We start from the raw sequence: 18,237 nt of genomic DNA, 5'->3' as shown, positions 1-18,237 counted from the left end.
TCCTGTTGTTATGAAGGGCTATTGGCGGCTACGGAAAGTGGTCCACAAGCGCGTGCGCTGGCGCATGTCCTTGAGGCTCATGCTGTGGTCGGCGTACAGCCGCTCGCGCACGTCGGGTTTCGGGTAGATGTCCGGGTCTTTGCGCACCGCTTCATCCACCAGCGGCGTGGCGGCCTGGTTGGCGGTGGCGAAGAACAGCGTATTGGTCAGCGCCGCAACGGATTCGGGGCGCAACATGAACTCGATGAAGGTGCGCGCGGCCTCGGGATGCGGCGCGTCTTTGGGAATGGCGAGGTTGTCCTGCCACACCAGCGTGCCTTCCTTGGGAATCCGGTAAGCAACCTCAAACGGCTTGTTGGCCTTGCGCGCCTGATCGGCGGCCATGCTTGCGTCACCGTTGTAGGTCAACGCCAGGCACACGCTGCCATTGGCCAGATCATTGATCTGCCGGCCGGTGGCGACGTACAGCACCGAGGGCTGCAACTGCTGCAACAAGGCTTCGGCGGCGGCCAGATCGGCCTTGTCGGTGCTGTAGGGATCTTTACCGAGATAGTGCAGCGCGAGGCCGATCACTTCCTGCGGCGAGTCGAGAATGGCGATCCCGCAATCCTTGAGTTTGCTGGCGTATTCAGGCTTGAACAGCAGATCGAGGCTGTTGAGCGGCACATCCGGCAGCCGCTGTTTGACCGCTTCGACGTTCATGCCCAGGCCGAGGGTGCCCCAGGTGTACGGCACGCCGTAGCGGTTGCCGGGATCGACCGCCGCCAGTTTTTCCAGCAGATCCGGATCGAGATTGGCGTAACCCTTGAGCCCTTCGTGAGGGATTTCCTTCAGCGCGCCGGCGGCCAGACCTCGGGCCAACACGCTGGACGAAGGCACCACCACGTCGTAACCGCTGCCGCCGGTGAGCAGCTTGGTTTCCAACACCTCGGACGTATCGAAGGTGTCGTAGCGCACGTGAATGCCGGTTTCCTTTTCGAAGCGCTGCAAGGTTTCCGGTGCCACGTAATCGGCCCAGCTGTAAAGATTGAGCGTCTTCTCTTCGGCCTGGGCGGCGATGGAGACGGTAAGCAACAACGCGGGCAAACACAGCTTGAAGACGGGAGCCATGACGAACACCTGACCGAAGGAAGTAGTGGCAGGATGCGCCGTCGGATACATTCGAGAAATATCAAGTTTGTTAACCTGACTTTATCCCGGAGTAATGTGATGCTCGGTCAACTCCACGATGTCGATCTTCAGCTTCTGCGGCTGTTTCTCGGCGTGGTCGAAGCCAATGGCTTCAGCGCGGCGCAGGGTGAACTGGGGCTGAGCCAGTCGAGCATCAGCCAGCAAATGGCCAAGCTGGAAACCCGCCTCGGCTACCGGGTGTGCAACCGGGGCAAGGGCGGCTTCAGCCTGACGCCCAAGGGCGAGCAACTGTTGATTGCCGCACGGGCACTGTTCGATTCGATCGAAACCTTCCGCCATCAATCCAACGGCGTCGCCGGGCGCTTGATCGGCGAAGTGCGGCTGGGTCTGTCGGAAGCGGTGGACCAATCGGTGCTGCACCGGGTGGCCGATGCGATCCGGCGTTTTCGCGAACGGGACGAATCGGTACGGATCGAGCTGATCAGCGCCATGCCCGGCGAAATGGAGCGCCTGCTGTTGCAACAGCGGCTGGACCTGGCCATCGGCTATTTCTCCCAGGTGCAGAGCGCGTTCGACTACCGCGAATTGTTCAGCGAAACCCAGCATCTGTACTGCGCGCCCGGCCATCCGCTGTTCGCCGACGAGGAGCCCGATGATGCGGCGTTGCAGGCCTGCGACCGGGTCGATCACCCGTACAGGTTTCTGCGCAGTGACGAGCCGTTTCAGGGCAAGCTCTGTTCGGCACGCTCGGAACAGGTCGAAGGCACCCTCGCCTTCATTCTGTCCGGCAAACACGTCGGTTATCTGCCCAACCATTACGCCCGCCAATGGCAGGACAAGGGCCTGTTGCGACCGGTGCGCGAAGGCGAATTGAGCTTTGACGTGGCGTTCCATCTGGCCCGCCATCGGGCGCAGGTGCCCGGCGATGCGCAGAAGGCTTTTGAAGAAGATCTGCTGTCAGCCTTTGGTCGAACCTGATCATTTTTTGGAACGCGGAGCGTCCCCGGCTGCATTCCCACGCAGAGCGTGGGAACGATCATGCGTTGCCCTCGCTCCCCTCTTACGGCATCCTGCGCACCCATTTTCCGACCCGGCCCCGCATTGCGGCACGCAAACCACCATGACCGTCTCTGAAAAAGCCCCGCGCAACAACGATCTGATCTACGGCCTCAACGACCGTCCGCACTTCACCGCAACGGTGTTTGCCGCCCTGCAACATGTGCTGGCCAGCTTCGTCGGCATCATCACCCCGACCCTGATCATGGGCGGCGCCCTCGGCCTGCAAAGCGAAATCCCGTACCTGATCAGCATGGCGCTGTTCGTCTCGGGCCTTGGCACCTTTGTTCAGGCCAAGCGCTTCGGCCCGGTCGGTTCGGGGCTGCTGTGCCTGCAAGGCACCAGTTTTTCCTTTATCAGCGTGATTCTCAGCGCCGGTTTCATGGTCAAGGCCCGGGGCGGCGGCACCGATGAGATTCTGTCGACGATCTTCGGCGTGTGCTTCTTTGCCGCCTTCATCGAAGTGGTGCTGAGCCAGTTCATCGGCAAATTGCGCATGCTGATCACCCCGGTGGTGACCGGTACCATCATCACCCTGATGGGCCTGTCGCTGATCAAGGTGGCGATGACCGACATTGCCGGCGGCTTCGGCGCGGCGGATCTGGGCGCGGCCAGCCATGTGTTCCTGGCAGCGCTGGTGCTGGGCACCATCGTGGTGTTGAACCGGGTTGACGTGCCGTTCCTGCGCTTGGGCGCGATCGTCATCGGCCTGACCCTCGGCTACGTGGTGGCGTGGCTGATGGGCACCGTGGACTTCGCCAATCTGCCGCAAGTGCCGGTGGTCAGCGTGCCGGTGCCGTTCAAGTACGGTTTCAACTTCGACTGGGTGGCGTTCGTGCCGGTGGCGGTGATTTTCCTGGTGTCGCCGCTGGAAGCGGCCGGTGACCTGACTGCCAACTCGATGATTTCCCGGCAACCGGTGAAAGGCCCGCTGTACATTCGCCGGATCAAGTCCGGACTGCTCGCCGATGGCCTCAACTCCGCGATGGCGGCCGTGTTCAACAGCATGCCGATGGTGACTTTCGCCCAGAACAACGGGGTGATTCAGCTGACTGGCGTGGCCAGCCGTTACGTTGCGTTTTTCATTGCCGGTCTGCTGGTGCTGCTGGGGCTGTTCCCGATGATCGGCGCGGTGCTGCAACTGATGCCGAAACCGGTGCTCGGCGGCGCAGAGCTGGTGATGTTCGGCACCGTGGCGGTGGCCGGGATCAAGATCCTCGCCGAGGCCGGCCTGCATCGGCGCAACATGCTGATCGTGGCGATTTCCGTCGGCATGGGCCTGGGCATCGCCGCCGTGCCGGAAGTGCTGCGCGAACTGCCGCAGGCGCTGCGCAACATCTTCGAATCGCCGATCACCGTCGGCGCGCTGTGTGCCATCGTGCTGAATATCTTCCTGCCGGAAGAATTCATCGAACTGGAAGAAGATGACTTCGACCCGGAAGCCTCTATCCTTCAGGTCATGGAAAACCCCGACCTGCCGGCCAAAGCTGAACCCGCCGCGCCGGCCGCTGTCGCACAGTTGAACCGTTGATCCTGTCCGCTCCATGAAAAAAGGGCTGATACCGACGACGGTTCAGCCCTTTTTCAATGAGAGAGCATCAATGCGCCGCCTCCACGCCGTCATCCTGTCCCTGCTTCTGCTCTCCCTCAGCGCCTGTGCGCTGTTCCCCAACCGCGACCCGGTGAACATCAACGTGGTCGGCCTCGAACCGCTGCCGAGCCAGGATCTGGAAGTGCGCTTCGCGATCAAGCTGCGGGTGCAGAACCCTAACGAAACGCCCATCGACTACAACGGCATCGCGCTGGATCTGGAGGTCAACGGTCACTCGCTGGCGTCGGGTGTGAGCGATCAGACCGGCTCGATTCCACGGTTTTCCGAAACCATCGTCAGCGTCCCGGTGAGCATTTCCGCGTTCTCGGTGCTACGCCAGACCCTCGGCCTGAGCCAGACCCAAACCCTCGACAACCTGCCCTATGTACTGCGCGGCAAACTGGCCGGCGGGTTGTTTGGCACGATGCGCTTTGTCGACACCGGCAAGCTCAGTCTGCCGAGGGCCAGTGCTGCCACCTGGTAAACCGCACCGTCGTCAAGCGGTGAAACGCACGCCCGGTTTCGCCCGCTCGTCGACGCTCAACTCGAACACATCCGGCCGTGCATAGTGGCCGACCACGTCGTAGTCGTAGCGGGCGCGCACCAGTTCTTCGGTGTCGATCTCGGCGGTGAGCAAGCCGGCCTCGCCGCGCAACGGCCCGGCCAATACGTCGCCCATCGGCCCGACGATCACGCTGCCACCGGCGATCAGCGGTCGATCCCCCGGCCAGTTGGCGATCTCCACACCCAGTTCATTCGGCGAGGCCTGGACCTGACAGGCGCTGACCACGAAGCAGCGCCCTTCATGGGCGATGTGACGCATGCTGACCTGCCACATCTCGCGCTCATCCACAGTCGGCGCACACCACACTTCAATGCCCTTGGCGTACATCGCCGTGCGCATCAGCGGCATCATGTTTTCCCAGCAGATCACCGCGCCGAGCTTGCCGACCTGAGTGTCGAGCACCGGCAGCGTCGAACCGTCGCCCTTGCCCCAGATCAGCCGTTCGGTGCCGGTCGGCATCAATTTGCGGTGCTTGGCCACCAGGCCTGCCTGCGGATCGAAATACAGCGCCGTGCAATGCAAGGTGCTGCCGGCCCGCTCGATCACGCCGATCACCAGGTTGGCCCCGGTACGTGCCGACAGACCGGCCAGCGTTTCGGTTTCCGCACCCGGCACATCGATGGCGTTGGCGAAGTAACGGGCGTAGGCCTCGCGGCCTTCCGGCAAGCGATAACCCAGCTGCGTGCCGAAGCCCTCGCCTTTCGGGTAACCACCGAGCAAGGCTTCGGGCATTACCACCAGCGCGGCACCGGATTCGATGATCGCGGTTTCCCAGCTCAGGATCTGTTCCAGGGTTTCAGCCTTGCCACCGGGCAAGGCGCCGATCTGCAGGGCGGCAACGATTGATTTGGGCATGGCGGTCACTCCGTGAAGTTCAGGTGTTGCTGATTCTCCGACGCCACGGGATCATGAATAAAGACCGATCCACTGCTGAATGATATGAGCCAGATGAATATCGCAACCGTTGACCTCAACCTGCTGAAAGTCTTCGAAGCCCTGCATGAAGAGTCCAGTGCCAGCCGCGCGGCGTTGCGTCTGGGCGTGACCCAATCGGCAGTCAGCGCAGCCTTGCGCCGGTTGCGCGAGGTGTATGGCGATCAATTGTTCGTGCGTACCGGACGGGGTTTGGCCCCGACGCTCAAGGCCAACCAGTTGAAACCGGTGGTCAGCGATGCGCTGAACAAATGTCGGCAAAGCCTGGCCATGGTCGACCCGACCGCCAATCACTACGACGGACGCTCGGTCACTGTGGGCCTCTCGGACGACTTCGAGATCGCTTACGGCCGGCGGCTGATCGAGGAAATCGCCCGCCACGCGCCGAAACTGCGGCTGATCTTTCGCCAGACCCACAGCCAGATCGTCGCCCGGGCGCTGATGGAGCGCAGCATCGATCTGGCAATCACCGCCGGCGGATTCGCCGAACGGCTGCTCAGCCGTCAGGTGTTGGGTGAAGGGGGTTATGCGTGTCTGGTGGATCCGGCGAGCCTGGCGCCGGGCCAGCAGCAGATCGATCTGGAGGAGTTCGTCACTCGCGAGCACCTGCTGGTGTCGTCGGGCGGTTTTATCGGGATCACCGATGAAGGGCTGGCAGCGCTGGGCCGGACTCGCCGGGTCTGCGCCTCGACCACGCATTTCGCCGCGTTGCCGCACCTGCTCAAGGGCAGCGATGCGGTGGCGACCATTCCGACCCACGCCGCGCAGGCCATTGCTTCAATGAGCGGGCTGGCGCTGCTGCCCTGCCCGCTGGCGCTGCCGCGCTACCCGATCGAACTGGGCTGGCGCACCAGCACCCAGATCGATCCGGTGGTACTGACGGTGCGCGAAGCGATAGGCGCCAGTTTCAGAACCGAGTGATTACTTGTTGGCCGCCATCAGGCGATTGACTTCACTGCGCACCATGTTGGCAAATTCCGGCGGCGACATGCCGTCCAGTTCGGCGCGCACGAATTCGGCCCATTTACCCTTGCGCTTGGAGCGCTCGCCAAACAATCGTGCGGCTTCGCCCTTGGCTTTGCCCAGATTGTTCTGCCAGAGTTCGAACAGTCGGGATTTTTCATCTTCCAGCGCGGCGCGCTCTGCGAGGGATTTGTCGGCCAGATTGAAACTCATCGGGAATTACCTGCTGCATGAAATGGCGACATCTTACACGCTGGACGGAAACCTCTGACGCTGGTTTTTGCTCCGGATGGAAAATCGCTGCAACTTTTCAAGGCGCGCCACACTCCATTGTTCACTGTCCATTCACCTGCAAGGAGTCACCCAATGGCCCGGAAAACCGCCGTTCAAGCCGCCGAAGACCAAATCAAGGACCAGGCCTTCAGCGAACTTCAGGCGCTGATCGAAGAGTCGGAAAAACTGCTCAAGAGCAGTGCCTCGCTGGTCGGCGAGGAAGCGGAGACCCTGCGCGGGCAAATCGCCCAGAAATTGCAGCAGGCGCTCGATTCGGTCACCAGCGTGCGAGACCGCACCAAACCGGCGGTGGACGCCACCGAGAGCTACATCGGCGGGCATCCGTGGCAGACCGTGGCGATTTCCGCCGGTTTCGGTCTGGTGGTCGGATTGCTGCTCGGTCGCCGCTGAGCGCGAACAAAAAAGGCGAGCCCTTGGGCTCGCCTTTTTCATGCCCGGCAAAAACTTACTCGCCGGCCAGTTCACGCAACTGCGACAGGGTCTGTTGATCCAGCTCAATCCCTTTGGCCAATGACTTGGCCCGCTGCAAATGCCGCCGATCACCCGGCAAACGCTTGAGCCCTACCCCGTGCATCTGCCGCACCAGTTCCTGACTGCGTTCGGCGAAGCTTTGTCCGGCGGTCTTGCTCGGGTCGATCACGATCAAAAGCTGACCGGTCCACGGTGTCTTGGCCCCCGGATGGTTTTTCCAGTCGAATTCGAACGAGAAATTGCCGCCAGTCAGCGCAGCGGCGAGCAGCTCGACCATCATCGACAGCGCTGACCCCTTGTGTCCGCCAAACGGCAGCAAGGCGCCGCCTTCCAGAATCGCCTTAGGGTCGCAGGTCGGCTGGCCGAGGCTGTCGACGCCCATGCCTGCCGGCAGTTTTTCGCCCTTGCGTGCAGCAATCTGCACATCGCCATGGGCAATGGCGCTGGTGGCCAGGTCGAACACGATCGGCGCACCGTCGGCCCGTGGCGCGGCGAAGGCGATCGGGTTGGTGCCGAACAATGGCCGGTCGGCGCCGTGGGGCACCACGCAGGTCATGCTGTTGACCACGCTCAGCGCCACCAGACCTTCGTCGGCGAAAGGCTCGACGTCCGGCCACAGCGCGGCAAAGTGATGGGAATTGCGGATCGCCAACACCGCGATCCCGGCGCTGCGGGCCTTCTCCACCAACAGTGGACGCGCCGCCGCCAGCGCAGGCTGGGCAAAACCGTTGTCGGCATCGACACTGACAAACCCGGAAGCCACATCCTCGACTTTCGGTACAGCCTTGCCGTTGACCCAGCCGCTGTTGAGCGTTGAGACATAGCCGGGGATCCGGAATACGCCGTGACTGTGCGCACCGTCCCGCTCGGCATTGGCGCAATTGGTGGCCAGGGTTCTGGCGACTTCGGCCGAGGTGCCGTGACGGGTGAAAATCCTTTCCAGCAGTTGAGTCAGCTCGTCCAGGGACACCGTGGACGAGACCGCATGATCGTGTGGCGCAGACATCTGAAGCTCCAGAGTAATTATTGGAGGGAACAACAGCGAACGAACAACCCGCAACCGGATTAACCACATGCAGCCGGCAACCTGTCAACCCCGTGATGCGCATCGAACCTGGCGCAATATCCATGTACCACCTGCCGATCCCGGCCGCCTTTCAATCTTGAGCCTCAAACCTTCCGTGCGTGCAAACGCCCTCAGCGAGACTCGACGATGTCAGCCCCAACCCCTCCCTTGTTATTCCCCGAAGCCATTGATTCACCGGGACTCTGGCCCGAACTGGGCAAGGCACACGGCCTGCGCGAAAAGGATTTTCGCTGGCTCGCCCATGCCCGGCTGACGTCGGCTGCCCTGCGCAGCCAGCAGACGCCACCCATGCGTGCCGAACGCCTGCTGCTGAATGTCGCTAACCAGACTCCCCAACCGCTGCCCGGCGCCTTCATGCTCGGGGAGACGCCAGATGACAAGGGTGTGATGCTCTACACCCCGTACGACGGCCTCAAAAAACACCACAGTCAGCAATCCCTGAAGGTGCAACTCGAACGACGCCTCAACGACGCCGATGAGCAGGAGCCTCTTTTGGCATTTCTGGCCGAGCCCCAACGCAAGCGTCTACTCGACGCCGGGCCCCTTTCGGTGAGCTTCAGCGTTATCGACGGGGATATATTCGAAGAGCAGCGCGCAAGCCTCGAGCAAGGCCAGGCATTGAACACCGAAGCCCTGTGCGCCGAACTGCAAGCCATCGCCACGCTCACGGACATGCTCGAAGCCATACTCGATAACGTGCTCAAGCCTCATTTCGGGAATTTGCGACAAACACATACACGTGTCAGTTTCCGTCCGCTTGCCAGTGACAGCGCCCGCCCCTTGGAATTGACCGACAGGCACTGGCCCGAATCCATGAGCCTGAGTGAGGCCGTACTGGCGTATTACCGACATCAGCACTGGCCGGCGGGCCGGCAACCGGTGTTTTCCAATCCGGGCAGAAAACCGGCAATTGACGATCAGACCGTCTGGGAAGACGTCGTCAAGAACACTTCGGGACGGTTGCCGGTGCTGCTGTTTCGCGAACTGGAAGGTTTCTGGGACGCCCCCTCCGCCGTTGGCACCACCCGTCGTGTCTTCTTCGCTCGAGTGCTGGAAGACCAGGCACGCTGCGAATGGATGCTCAAGCGCGAAGCCGGGATCCTCGATCGCGAGCAGTTCAACACCGTGCATCAACTCATACGCCCGGTTTCGTCCGCCGCCCGTTTTCCTGTGGTGGAGAGCGTACGGCTGTGGGAACACGCCGCCAATTACGTGGAACTGGCGGGTTCGCTGATGATCAGCGAACCTCACGCGTTTCTTTATACGCCCGCCCAGGGCCTGCAATTGCTCGAGGATTACGAAGATCTCAAGCAGACGCTGCAGGACAAATTTCTCGCCAGGGGTCACGAAGACGAGCTCTTCGGATTGTTGAACCTGGATGAGCAAAATCGCTTTCTCGGTTTCGATCAACCCAAGGTATCGGGAGAACGGATCGTCGGGGAAATCTTCAAAATCCTGTTCGAATCGATCATCACCAAGCAACGACAGAACATCGAATACGCGTTGCAGGTGTTTCGACACAGCGACGGTGCCGTGAACCTTCATGCGCTGTTCGACAAAAGTCTGGATATCCGCTCGATGATCCATGAACGGTTGTTGCAGCTGGACACGAGGGGACGCTGGAGCACACACCCGGTGATCGCCGGCGACCGGCAACCCTCTGCTGTGCTCGCGGAGAAAGCCCTTGCGGCGGTGAAGACCTTCCGTTCGGTTGAGGGTCCCCTGGTCAACCGGCTTGCCAGTCAACCCATGAAGAATCGGGCCATCCAGCGTTACTGGCTGGAAACCATGAAACCGGATCTGGCACACGCCTGGTTTGTCGGCCTGAACGGTGAGGCCAGGCTCCGCCGATTGAATGCAACCCTGCCGGCCTGGGCTGAAGCGATCGTCAATACTGTGATCAGCGCCGACCGCCCCACCCGCACGCAGCGCGAGGCGCTCAACGGTTTCCGCCCGGATGCCTATTCGCTCACACTCGAAAGTCCCGGTGAACGCCATCTGGTGCGCCTGGCACATTGCATCCTGTTAACCGAACGTGGAGGCCTCGACGAACAACACTCGGGGTTTGCAGTGCTATGGACGCCTTCACAGGGGCTGGAGGTTTTCGACAGCGTGGCCAGTGTCCGCAGGCAGTTGAACCGGCGACTCCTCGACGGTACACAACGCCTTGCTTTGCTGGAAAACATCCTTGCATCACAGTTCCAGACCCATCAGCGATATACCCTGGGACCGCTGCTTTTCATTGGCGGCAACGTGCTGCTTGATCGCATGGAGTCGAGCATCGAGCATTACCTGGATCGATGCGAACAGGTGCGCTCACGGATCACGGACCAGACCCGCCTGGAAAGGGCTCTGGAACAACTGCGCGGGACGACGATCAACACCAACCTGCCTCTGGCAGCCAGCCATGCGCAAGCCATCGCCACCGCACAGACATTGCCCGCCTGGCTGGGAATGGCGCCGGTAATGGAACAGAAAAGGCACGTTGAATTGCTGGAACAGTGGTACCAGAGCGTTTCGAACGATCAGGATTACCTGACGGGCGTGCCGACTTTGGTCAGCCACGTCGAACAGACGCTCGAGACCTTGCTCGGCCAGCGCTTTGCGGGGCATCGGCTCGATCCGCGAGAAATGGAAATCACCCCTCACCTGGCGTTGGCCGGCCCCCCGCAGACGCTGGTGGAATTCGCCCTGAACCACATCAACGTCGCCCAGGGAACGGGCTTTCGGGTGTCATCGAAAAACCGGCAGACGATGCCGGCCGGGCTGGATCAGGGAGCGGTGACGCAATTGCTGCTTTCACTGGCTATACCGACAAGCTTCAGCGCAAAAGTGGCCGGTTCACTGTCGATCGACACGGCCGAAGGTCGTGAGCGCAAGCAGCGCTTTTTCCGTCAGCTGCCCTGGCAACTGATGCAACAGGCCCATGCCCTGAAACTGCAGCAACGGCTGTGTGACACCGCCTTCGATTACGTACGCCAGGTGCTGGACATGCCCGACGGTATTGCCCGGGCCGCCGCAGAGGCGCCGGCCATTGCCTGCCCGCTTTCGCTGATCAAGACCGAAGGCACGCCAGCGGTCATCGTTCCCGGAATGCATGTGTTCACGGCCGGCGGCGAGAACAGAGAGCCACTGGTGCTCTACGCCCCCTATGACGAACAGGTCTTTCACGAATTCGATGACGAAAAATCGCTGATAGCGGCGTTGAACATCCCCGGACATTTGCAGAACCTCTTGCTGCGCCGCCTGCCAGAAGCCGAGCGCGCGCTGTTTCGCAGCCTGCTGGAATCCACACTGGGTCAGACCAGTGAAATGAGCCTGGACTTGCGAGCAATCACCGGCAACCTGCTGGAGTACCTGTACACCGACAATCTCAAGTTGCTCACCCAACTGCTGGGGACCCAGAAACAGAGCGAAGCGCAGACTGACTGGGAGACAGCAAAAGTTCTGCTCAGCGATGAAATCAAACAGGTTCCCGGTTTGCTGCCGGGCAAGCTTGCCGTCATCCCTTTTCTCTGGAAAGCGTACGACGAGTTCAAGGACTCGGCCGAAGCACTGCAGGATCACCACTGGAAACGCGCGCTGCAGTCTTTTATCGGGGGGGCGGCGCAAATGGTGATGATGGGGCTTTTGCCGCAGATGTCGGCCGAAACCTCCATCGCCAGTGATGCCGTCGAGCAGCAAAGCACAGACGCAGCCGAAACCATGGCGAAAAACATGGAAGAAACGACCACGCCGGATAGGGCCGACATCGAACCCACTTCGCCTCGACGCACGCAGCTGGGTCCTTTCGAGGCGAGGGAGGTTGCGCTGGAGGATCTCGTCTTCAGCCCCAGGCTGAACACCTACCGGGATGTGTCGAACAACCGCCATTACGCCGTGATTGAAGGCAAGGTCTACCCGGTCGTTCAGAAGGGTGAAGCCTGGCAACTGCGCAGCCCGGATCAATCCGGCCCGATGATTCAGATCAGCGAATCACGCCAGGTCATCATTTCACCTGGTCAGACCGTTCACTACGGCCAGGCCATCAGGAAACTCGCCGAACGCACGACCATTACCCGCTTGCGCCGCAACATGTTGAACATCGAAGCCCACGGGATGAATGAGATTCGCCTCAAATACCCGCAAAAAGCCCAGGAGTTGGTGCATGCAATCGACCTCGCCCGACGCTATGCCTTTTACTGCCTGCATAACCTGGTTCCGCTCACCAAGGGTATAGCCAACCCCCGGGTCAGCCTTTTTCTCGAAGGCTTTTTTGATGCGCCGAAGATTACCGGCGAAATGCTCAAAAAAATCGGCACCGCCATCATCCCCATCTGCAAAGCCCTGGTTGACCCCGCTGATGAGTTGTTGGAAACAGAGCGCTTCGTCGTCGGTTCCAACAAGTATCTGCCCGATGTGATCGCGTTTGTCCTGGATGGCGACCAGAAGCGATTGGTGCACTTCACCGAACACTTTTTCGACCAGCAATTGGACGCATTCAAACCTTTTATGCAGGTGCCATTCGATGTCGACGGGCATGCCCAGGCATCCACCTTGATTCACGAGTTTTCCCATCAATTCAGCAAGACGATGGATATCGCAACATTGCGTGCACGTGAGCCGTTCTGCGACCTGATATCGACCCTCACTCCGGATGGCTTGAGGTTGTACGAGGATCTGGAGTTCGATCAGAGCTCTGCCTTGTCACTGCGTACGCCACGAGAGCAACTGTTTGCCGAATGGAACACCACCCTCAAAACCTGGATGGGGATCGACAAGATTGCGGACATGCAACTGATCTACGATGAAGTCCTGCAACTGACCGGCGCCAAAAACCTTCCTGAAGCGCGCAACGCCTTCCTTGATCGACAAAATCCCGACGTTCGCATCAAGGTGATCCTGCGCAATGCCGACTCCGTCACCCGGCTGATCTGCGAAATCGGGCGGCAACTCGACCCCATGCAATCGCCCTGAAACAGACGAAAAAAATGCGCAGGTGCAACACCTGCGCATTTAATGCCTTTGGGAGCCGAATCAGTCCTTCTGATCCCGCAGCACATTGCCCGAAGCCCCATCGATACGGAATTCGTACACAACGCCATCGGCCTTGCGCCCTTCCCCTTTCCAATAACCGTCGTTGTCGGCCCCGATTTCGTAGACTTCGACATAACCGGCCTTGGTTTTCACGATCTCGATGGCTTTTTCAATGGTGATCCATCCAGCGCCCGGGCGGTCGGCCAGGGCTGCTCCGGCGCTCAGAAGACTGGCAGTCGCGACGCAAGCGGCGAGGGTTCGTTTGATCATTTTTCACTCCATTTGTAGATACTGTTCACGGGCAAGTCCTGGTTTTTTGGGGCGCCTGCGCGCAAAAAAGTTCCACGTTTTGATGGGTAAATGCCATGACGATGTTCTCGGCACCTTCCCCTGAAGGTTAGAATGCGCGAAATCAGGATGAGTCAATGACCCAGAACACCCTCTCGGAAGCCGAATACGATGCGATCACCGATGCCGCCGCGCATTGGTGCATGCGTCTGCATGCCGTCGACTGCACTGCTGAAGAGCGCCAGGCGTTCGAACAATGGCGTGATGCGCACCCGCTTCACGCGTTCGAGTATGAGGCGATGCTGGAAATCTGGGAGGTGGCCGAGCACTTGCCGCGCCCGGAACCCGCACCGGTCGTGCCGATTCGCCAACCCGCCAGCTCATGGCGCCGGTACGCAGTGGGGGCTTCGGTCTGTGCCCTGGCATTGCCGCTGGCCGCTTGGGCCGGATGGAACCTCGGCTGGCTCCCCAACAGCTATCAGCATTTTGCAGCGACCGACAATGTCCGCCATGTCACCCTGGGCGATGGCAGTCAGGTCGAGCTGAACCTCAACACCGAGCTGACCTACAGCAATTACAAGGACGAGCGTCGCGTCACGCTGAAAAAGGGTGAGGCGTTCTTCGAAGTCAGCCATGACCTTGGCCACCCCTTCATCGTCAGGGCGGCCGAAGGCAGGATTCGCGTCACCGGCACCCGCTTCAACGTCTGGATGTATGAGGATCAGGTCAAGGTGAACCTGATTGAGGGCTCCGTGCTGGTCACCAGCAACGCCCGCCTGAGCGGCGACGGCTTGCGCCTGGGCCCCTCGATGCAGGCTCGCTACAAGCACGGCGACGACATGCCGCAAATCAGTCAGACCTACGCCAACGATAATTCGCTGGCCTGGCGCAGCGGCAGACTGGTGCTCGACAACCTGTCGCTGAACGAAGCGTTGCCGCAGATCAATCGCTATCTGGACAAACCCCTGATGCTCGCCGACAACTCGACCGGCTCGATCCGGGTCGGCGGGATCTACAACATCAAGGAACTGAACAGCTTCGCCAGTACCCTGCCCAAAGTCTTGCCGGTCTTCCTGACCCGCAACAAGGACGGCAACCCGGTCATCAATCCGATGCCGCAACAGCCGCCAAAAAACTGAAGGCCGTTCCCGTGAGGGAGCGGCCTTCTGCTTTAGCGGCTGTAGACGAGTTGAACAGCTGTTTACTGCGCCGCCACTTTCCCCGTTTTTTCCAGCTCATCGCGTACGGTCTGCACCTGATACTGCGGATCGGCCTTGATCTGCTGCTCGGTGAATGGCAAAACGCTCCACTGTTTTTTCGAGAAGGCCTCGGTCTGGTCACGAGAATATTTCGACGCCGGATCGCTGGACAGCGAGAACGCCAGCAGACCCTGGGCATGCGGCCCTTTGTCATCGAACGTCACGACTTGCAGGTAACTGGTGCCGCTGACCACTTCGAGCCTGCCATCTTCACGGGGCACGCTCTGAATGGCGTTGTAAATGCCCAGCGTTCCGGGACCACCGTGGATCGGCGTTTGCTGACCGCCACTGCTGACCACCTGCACATCGCCCCAACGGGTTTTCTTGGTCAGGCCCATTTTGGCGGCCGTCGCGGCCGACGCCAGCATTGCCTCGCGCAATGCCTTGGCCACTTCCGGCTTTTCAATAGCCAGCCCGCGCGGTGTGTGTTGCGCATCCTTCGGATCGAATGCCACGCGCCAGGCCTGCGGCGATTGCTGCATCGCTTGCATGATGCTCTGGAAATACACCAGGCCAACGCCCGACTCCAGATTCGCCCGGCCGTCCCACGCTTTCAGGCTGCTGCACACCGATTTCAACGCGGCTTCAGACTGGGAAGCGCAGAACTTCAACAGATCCGGTACTACCTGAGTCGCCAGGAACACCTGATCGTCCATCACCATGTGTTGCAGGTCCTGCACCGACACCTGGCCTTTCTTGCTCAGGGTCGCCAGACGATCCAGCGCAAAGCGCGAGCGCAGGCCCAGAGGCTGACCGTCCTGACTGATCAGCGGCGAGAAACCGGTCAGCGGTTGCGCCGGGTTGGCCAGCCAGGCCGAGTCGTTGGAGTGCTGGACGAAGTCCTTGCGCAACAGCTGCGGTAGTTGGCTGGACGCGTAGATGCCCTTTTGCGCGGCTTGCGGGTCGATGTCCCAGGCGCAAGCGCTGTTGGAACCATCGAGCACGATCATTTCCAGACCGGCGCGCGGGTCGCTGCACTTGGCCAGTTTGTCGGTACTGACGTTTGGTACCACCGACAGGTTCATGTACAGCGTCTGGCCTTTGTCATCCACCGCCAGGGTGTTGACCCACGGGATGCCCTGGATCGTGTGCACCGAATCCTGCAGATCCTTGAGACTGCCGGCGCGATTCATGGCGTACCACTGCTTCAGCACCCGGTCGTTGTCCAGGTTCGCATCGCGCAGGCTATAGGCGTACTGGTTGTCCCAGTCGAGCTTGCCGGGCCACTGCACGATCGGGCCGAACTGTGAGCTGTAGACGTCACGGGAAACCGGCACGACCTGGCCGTCCGCCTGTTTGACCTGCACCGTGACGGTCTGTTTGCTCAGCGGCAACGACTGGCCGTCGAGCAGGTAACGGGTCGGATCCTTCGGATCGAGTTGCAGGCGATACAGGGTGAAATGCTTGGACGAGTCGACGGTGTGGGTCCAGGCCAAGTGCTGGTTGAAACCGATGTTGATCATCGGCAGACCCGGCAGCGCCGCGCCCATCACATCGAGCTTGCCCGGAATGGTCAGGTGCATCTGATAGAAGCGCATGCCACCGATCCACGGGAAATGCGGGTTGGCCAGCAACATGCCGCGGCCATTGAACGAGCGCTCGCTACCCACCGCCACCGCGTTGCTGCCGCGGTCCAGTGCGAAGCGTTGCTGGCGCGTTTCAGCCAGTTGGTAAGCCCGGGCATCGTTTCCAATCTGCGCAGTGGCCTGCGGGGGTGTAGCACCTGCCAAGGCTTCGGCGAACTGACCGACACCGCCCTCGACCAGCAAGCGACGGGTCAACTTCACCAGGTCTTCGGCGGCGATATCGCGTACCCATTCACCCTGGCACTGTTGCGGCAGCCCCTGCTGGCGACGCTCGGCCAAGTAACGGTTGTAGCCGGCGGCATAACCTTCCACCAGATCACGGACTGCGACCGGCTGCGCCTGCCAGAAGGCATTCACGGCCTGCGGGGTGTTGAGCCACTGGAAGAACACATCGCTGATGCGGTTCTCGCGTTCTTCGACCGTCAATTGCTCCGGCCCGAAGTACCGCGACCGCTCGCCATTGACTGTCACGATTTCGTTGGCCAGCAGGCACAGGTTGTCCTGCGCATAGGCGTAACCGATGCCGAACCCGAGACCGCGTTCGTTTTCCGCGCGAATGTGCGGTACGCCAAAGCCTGTGCGACGGATATCCGCGCCGGTCTGAACGGACGGGCTGAAGGCCTGCGCCGACAGACTCAGCCCGAGAAACAGGCCGGCAAGGGTCAGTCCGGTGAATTGCCTGGAAATAGTCACGCTCGCTCCTGATCGAAAAATCGAAGAGCGAACCGCCCGCCACCGTGAACACGTCGGACCCGGCTCGCTCTGAAATCACCCATGCGTCACGCGCAATGAGCCTGTCCAGAAAACGAAGCCGCGGGAAAAAAATTTAGTCGGTCACACACCCGTTTCGTGCCGCAATCACGGGGAAAAGACGAAACGACGACAAATTTTCTACATTTTTCGCTTCATGATTTGTCGAGCTGAAACGTCTTGTTTAGAGAGAGCACGAAAAACCTTTCCTGATCAGGCTCTGAAAGGAGAAATCGCATGTACCACCCACCTCTACCATCGGAAGGTAGCCAGACCCAACAAGGAGCGCCCATGGGTTCGCACGTCGACGTATTCGGGCAACGGGTCGAGCGTCACGGCAACGAACGCATCCGTTTGCTGCTCAAGAGTTTCGGCCTGCGCACCAGCCTGATTCGCCTCAAAGTCATCGACACCCTGCTGGTCGCCGCCGAGGAAGACCGTCGCCTGGGTGTTCGTGGTGTACACAGCCAGTTGCTGGATCTGGACATTCCATTGTCCTTCCTCAGCGTACGTGAAGTGCTCAAGCGCCTGTGCGCCGAAGGCGTGATCACGTTCAACGACGACAAGAGCTACAGCCTCCATCCCCAGGCTGCTGCGGTGCTCAACAACGATTGACGCGCCCGGCACACGCCGTCAGGGCTTGACCTTGCGGCGCATCACGCCGTTGATCACGACCACCACCACTGCCACGCCAATGGCAATGTACTGGAACGTTTGCTCGCTGAGCTTGCCGGCGTTTTGCAGCCAGGACAGGCCGAGCATGATCAGCAGTACGGCGACGGCGATCAGAATCGAATATATCAAGCGTTGCTTATGGGTCATTACAGGTTCCTGAACCGTTGGAATGTATCGGGTTTGTATCGGCGTTGATGCCATGCACATACCGTTTGACGGGGATGCGCCGCTGTAAACGGGGTCTCATGTTACAGCCGATGAAGAGCTTTGGCTTCAAACGGCGTTAACCATGAGGATCCTTGAAATGCTACGTCGAATCACCTGGCTGATTCCTGTCCTTGCACTGCTGACGCTGAGCGGCTGCATCATCTTCCCCCACGGCGGCTGGCATGGCGATCATCGCCACTATGCGCCTGGCCCGGGCTATTACTACCATCGTTAAGTCATCTCGCGGAAAGGATGCCAGCGTCCATCCGTTCAAATGCAACAACGGATTTTAGCGTCAGGAAAATTGCCCACAGGAATGTGGGCTTTTTTATGGATCGGCGATTTCTGATGTAGGGGATTTCGCC

The 18,237-nt window shown here is 60.4% G+C and carries 16 protein-coding genes; 9 read left to right on the top strand and 7 right to left on the bottom strand.

Annotated features, from left to right (window positions below; genetic code table 11):
- Window positions 1-18 precede the first annotated feature (18 nt).
- Entirely contained in the window at window positions 19-1,110 is a 1,092-nt protein-coding gene (locus tag ACTJK7_RS13585; RefSeq protein WP_108563680.1) for a polyamine ABC transporter substrate-binding protein, read from the bottom strand.
- A gap of 99 nt (window positions 1,111-1,209) precedes the next feature.
- Between ACTJK7_RS13585 and ACTJK7_RS13580 the strand changes: the two genes are divergently transcribed.
- From ACTJK7_RS13580 to ACTJK7_RS13570, 3 genes are all read left to right on the top strand, one after another.
- Window positions 1,210-2,109 (top strand): LysR family transcriptional regulator, encoded by a 900-nt coding sequence (locus ACTJK7_RS13580; RefSeq protein ID WP_440779751.1) that lies wholly within the window; start codon window positions 1,210-1,212, stop codon window positions 2,107-2,109.
- 142 nt (window positions 2,110-2,251) lie between these two features.
- Complete coding sequence (locus ACTJK7_RS13575; protein WP_074690938.1) at window positions 2,252-3,718, top strand: nucleobase:cation symporter-2 family protein; 1,467 nt, start codon at window positions 2,252-2,254, stop codon at window positions 3,716-3,718.
- Window positions 3,719-3,788: 70 nt separating this feature from the next.
- Complete coding sequence (locus ACTJK7_RS13570; RefSeq protein WP_163975095.1) at window positions 3,789-4,262, top strand: LEA type 2 family protein; 474 nt, start codon at window positions 3,789-3,791, stop codon at window positions 4,260-4,262.
- A 12-nt stretch (window positions 4,263-4,274) separates the two neighbouring features.
- On the opposite strand, the gene ACTJK7_RS13565 is transcribed toward ACTJK7_RS13570, so the two are convergent.
- Window positions 4,275-5,198 (bottom strand): carbon-nitrogen hydrolase family protein, encoded by a 924-nt coding sequence (locus tag ACTJK7_RS13565; RefSeq protein ID WP_323151069.1) that lies wholly within the window; start codon window positions 5,196-5,198, stop codon window positions 4,275-4,277.
- Between the two features lie 84 nt (window positions 5,199-5,282).
- Here ACTJK7_RS13565 and ACTJK7_RS13560 point away from each other — a divergent pair, with 84 nt between their 5' ends.
- Window positions 5,283-6,197 (top strand): LysR substrate-binding domain-containing protein, encoded by a 915-nt coding sequence (locus ACTJK7_RS13560; RefSeq protein WP_440779753.1) that lies wholly within the window; start codon window positions 5,283-5,285, stop codon window positions 6,195-6,197.
- On the opposite strand, the gene ACTJK7_RS13555 is transcribed toward ACTJK7_RS13560, so the two are convergent.
- A complete protein-coding gene (locus ACTJK7_RS13555; protein WP_007957535.1) occupies window positions 6,198-6,452 on the bottom strand; it encodes a hypothetical protein in 255 nt (84 codons plus the stop codon).
- A 153-nt stretch (window positions 6,453-6,605) separates the two neighbouring features.
- Between ACTJK7_RS13555 and ACTJK7_RS13550 the strand changes: the two genes are divergently transcribed.
- Window positions 6,606-6,923, top strand: coding sequence for a DUF883 family protein (locus tag ACTJK7_RS13550; protein ID WP_007957537.1), 318 nt, complete (start codon window positions 6,606-6,608; stop codon window positions 6,921-6,923).
- Window positions 6,924-6,978: 55 nt separating this feature from the next.
- Here the strand turns inward: ACTJK7_RS13550 and ACTJK7_RS13545 are convergent, their stop codons facing one another.
- Window positions 6,979-8,010, bottom strand: a complete 1,032-nt coding sequence (locus tag ACTJK7_RS13545) for an Ldh family oxidoreductase (protein WP_108561778.1) — start codon at window positions 8,008-8,010, stop codon at window positions 6,979-6,981.
- A gap of 207 nt (window positions 8,011-8,217) precedes the next feature.
- Here ACTJK7_RS13545 and ACTJK7_RS13540 point away from each other — a divergent pair, with 207 nt between their 5' ends.
- Window positions 8,218-13,047 carry a dermonecrotic toxin domain-containing protein gene (locus ACTJK7_RS13540; protein WP_440779754.1) on the top strand — a complete coding sequence of 1,610 codons (4,830 nt, stop codon included), beginning with the start codon at window positions 8,218-8,220 and terminating at the stop codon, window positions 13,045-13,047.
- 60 nt (window positions 13,048-13,107) lie between these two features.
- On the opposite strand, the gene ACTJK7_RS13535 is transcribed toward ACTJK7_RS13540, so the two are convergent.
- The gene (locus tag ACTJK7_RS13535) at window positions 13,108-13,377 is read right to left on the bottom strand and encodes a PepSY domain-containing protein (protein ID WP_108561774.1); all 270 of its coding nucleotides are present in this window, start codon (window positions 13,375-13,377) and stop codon (window positions 13,108-13,110) included.
- A gap of 155 nt (window positions 13,378-13,532) precedes the next feature.
- On the opposite strand from ACTJK7_RS13535, the gene ACTJK7_RS13530 reads away from it, so the two are divergent.
- Complete coding sequence (locus tag ACTJK7_RS13530; RefSeq protein ID WP_108561772.1) at window positions 13,533-14,534, top strand: FecR family protein; 1,002 nt, start codon at window positions 13,533-13,535, stop codon at window positions 14,532-14,534.
- 62 nt (window positions 14,535-14,596) lie between these two features.
- Here ACTJK7_RS13530 and pvdQ read toward each other — a convergent pair whose 3' ends face one another.
- Window positions 14,597-16,933 (bottom strand): bifunctional acylase PvdQ, encoded by a 2,337-nt coding sequence (gene pvdQ / locus ACTJK7_RS13525; protein WP_440779755.1) that lies wholly within the window; start codon window positions 16,931-16,933, stop codon window positions 14,597-14,599.
- Window positions 16,934-17,227: 294 nt separating this feature from the next.
- Between pvdQ and ACTJK7_RS13520 the strand changes: the two genes are divergently transcribed.
- On the top strand, window positions 17,228-17,605 hold the full coding sequence (locus ACTJK7_RS13520) for a fe2+ zn2+ uptake regulation protein (RefSeq protein ID WP_108561768.1): 378 nt from the start codon (window positions 17,228-17,230) through the stop codon (window positions 17,603-17,605).
- 18 nt (window positions 17,606-17,623) lie between these two features.
- Here the strand turns inward: ACTJK7_RS13520 and ACTJK7_RS13515 are convergent, their stop codons facing one another.
- Window positions 17,624-17,812, bottom strand: coding sequence for a hypothetical protein (locus ACTJK7_RS13515; RefSeq protein ID WP_007957552.1), 189 nt, complete (start codon window positions 17,810-17,812; stop codon window positions 17,624-17,626).
- A 157-nt stretch (window positions 17,813-17,969) separates the two neighbouring features.
- Here ACTJK7_RS13515 and ACTJK7_RS13510 point away from each other — a divergent pair, with 157 nt between their 5' ends.
- Window positions 17,970-18,107 carry a hypothetical protein gene (locus tag ACTJK7_RS13510; protein ID WP_181457857.1) on the top strand — a complete coding sequence of 46 codons (138 nt, stop codon included), beginning with the start codon at window positions 17,970-17,972 and terminating at the stop codon, window positions 18,105-18,107.
- Window positions 18,108-18,237 lie beyond the last annotated feature (130 nt).

The sequence above is a fragment of the Pseudomonas sp. 22085 genome (assembly GCF_052045815.1).
Taxonomy (GTDB): Bacteria; Pseudomonadota; Gammaproteobacteria; order Pseudomonadales; family Pseudomonadaceae; genus Aquipseudomonas; species Aquipseudomonas glycinae.
This window is presented reverse-complemented; position numbering and strand designations above follow the sequence as displayed.